Origin of the sequence: Magnetospirillum sp. WYHS-4 (assembly GCA_039908345.1) — a bacterium.
In the GTDB taxonomy this organism is placed as follows: Bacteria; Pseudomonadota; Alphaproteobacteria; order Rhodospirillales; family GLO-3; genus JAMOBD01.
The window spans coordinates 1-2,104 of sequence record JAMOBD010000135.1 but is presented as its reverse complement, the minus strand read 5'-3'; the positions used below and the strand labels follow the sequence as shown (position 1 = coordinate 2,104).

Sequence of the window (2,104 nt, the reverse complement as noted above, 5' to 3'; positions counted from 1 at the left end):
GGCGGGGGCGGCGGGGGCGAGGGCGGCGGCGGCCTGCGTCGGGGCGGCGCTGGCGAGAAAGCGCAGCAGGTCGCGGGGCGTTTCGGCCTCGGCGAAAGCGGCTTCGGGGAGGGCGGCGCCGAATTCCCTTTCCAGGCGGGCCAGCAGTTCCACCCGCCCCAGGCTGTCGAAGCCCAGGTCGCGGTCGAGCCGGCTATCCAGGCGGGGCGGCGGCGCCTTGCGGCCCGGATGCAACTCCCCCGCCACCTGGCCCACCAGGGCCAGAAGACGCGCATCGTCGGACGGGGGCACGCGGTCGGGCATGCCGGCAGTATACACCGATTCAGTGGTGGTCTTCGTTGAAGAGGGTAAGACCGTGGCGGCGGTCGATGAACTTGTAGCGGACGCTCAGGGGCGCGAAACGGGCCTTGATGGCATCGAAAATGATTTCCTTGGAATAGGCCTTGCAGGAATAGACGTCCAACTGCAACTCCGCCGGGCGGTCCTCGTCCCACAGGTGCAAGACCACATGGCTGGTGGTGATGAGGGCCGAAACGGTGAGGCCCCGGTTGCCGGGCACGTCGGAATAGACGGCCTGGGGCGGGGCCAGCAGGGTCATGCCGACGGATTCGATCAGCCCCAGCAGCCAAGCCTCCCCTTCCCGCGGATCGGCGATCGGATCGGCGACCCAGGCCTGGACGATCAGATGGTGGTGTTCGTCGATGGGCATGGATCAGCCGGCGGAGGCGTCGATGCGCTTGGCGATATGGAAGACCCGGTTCAGGTCGTAGAGCGCCGGATCGCCGAAATAGCCGTCGATGCCGTAGAGTCGCCCCTCGCGGGCCAGGGGGGCGAAAAGGTCCGTGTAGCTCTCCCGCACCGGCCCCAGCTTGGAAATGCCGGGATTCCAGATGTAGACCTTGGGGGCGTAGTTGTTCTCCGACAGGGCAAGCGCCAGAAAATGGCGGAAATACAGGTCGGACTTGGGCATGGAATAGCCGATGAAGACGATGCGCCGGACCGTGGCGAGGTATTGTCGCATGGCCTGCCACTGCCCGAGGAACTGCTCGGGGTCCTTCTTCCAGGTCGGGGGGGCGATGTTCATATGACTGCCACGATAATTGACTTTCTCACTATTTTGTCTACGAAATATGTGGTGACCGTCTATCATTCCAGTAAGAATATATGGATTCGAACCGCTATCGTTAGTGCTTGGAATAAAGAAATTTGTACCGATTTCGAATCCCATATCGCTTAGTTTCTTGATTATGATGGCGGACTGATCGCTTTGAGTATTATTGAGCTCAGCCCAGTTAATTGCACCGTGCGGGCGAAGAACAAGGGACGACTTCGTGAAATCGAAATTGGAGTAATTATCCTGTTTTAGGTGAAGCCATGGCATATACTCGGCATCGCTTTGATCCGGTACGGGGGCGGTTGCTTTGGATTCGGTCAAATGGTTGCACCACAGGGCACGATCCAGAGCCAAATCCCAGTTGAACTGGATGAAGAGGGGGTGAAGTTGTTTGGAGTGCGAGGCGCTCTTCCGTTGTTCCTGGAATGACGCAAGGCAGAGGTAGGCCAACAGATTGGTATAATGATTGACCGAAGTCGGCCCGCCGATTTCCTCGGTCTGGCTTTCCCGCTTGATATGGTTCAGCGAGCTTGCCACGCTCTTGAACCGGCTGAAGTCCTTCACGAATTCGTTGCCCGCCTCATGGGTGGCCAGATAGATGGCCGTATTGAAGGCCTCCTGGACGGTCTGATCGCCCTTGACGGAGCCGTCATGTGGGAACAGGCGGTCGAGTTCGGCCAAGCCGTAGAGTTCTTCGATGTTGAGCAGGTCTGTCCGGACGTAGGCCGCCGAGCCGCGGATATTCTGGATGAAGTTCCGGATGGTGGTCAGCGTGGGCTCATGGGCCGGGTCCGCCGACAGGACGGTAAAGACCTTGTCCATGAAGCCGGCCATGGTTGGCACGCCTAGGTTGGCGGAACAACCGCTGCCGATGACCCAACTTGAACAGTGCCCGAGAAAAAGCTGTTCTGTAACAGACTGTTACGGAGTGGCACGGGTTTGTTAGCACTACATTCCGGGGTGGCGGGGTTTCAGGTGGGGGTTTCGTGG

General features: G+C 60.0%; 3 protein-coding genes. All 3 read right to left on the bottom strand.

Features of this window, described 5'->3' with window-relative positions; all coding sequences use genetic code 11:
- Positions 1–303, bottom strand: a 303-nt coding sequence (locus tag H7841_18285) for an acyl carrier protein (protein ID MEO5338807.1), incomplete at its 3' end; no start/stop codon positions are given.
- A gap of 19 nt (positions 304–322) precedes the next feature.
- Positions 323–709 carry an S-adenosylmethionine decarboxylase gene (locus H7841_18280; GenBank protein ID MEO5338806.1) on the bottom strand — a complete coding sequence of 129 codons (387 nt, stop codon included), beginning with the start codon at positions 707–709 and terminating at the stop codon, positions 323–325.
- 3 nt (positions 710–712) lie between these two features.
- On the bottom strand, positions 713–1,948 hold the full coding sequence (locus H7841_18275; protein MEO5338805.1) for a hypothetical protein: 1,236 nt from the start codon (positions 1,946–1,948) through the stop codon (positions 713–715).
- Positions 1,949–2,104: the final 156 nt, after the last annotated feature.

Coding starts and splice junctions, on each gene's coding strand:
- H7841_18280 (MEO5338806.1), bottom strand. CDS start 709: ATGCCCATCGACGAACACCACCATCTGATCGTCCAGGCCTGGGTCGCC.
- H7841_18275 (MEO5338805.1), bottom strand. CDS start 1,948: ATGGCCGGCTTCATGGACAAGGTCTTTACCGTCCTGTCGGCGGACCCG.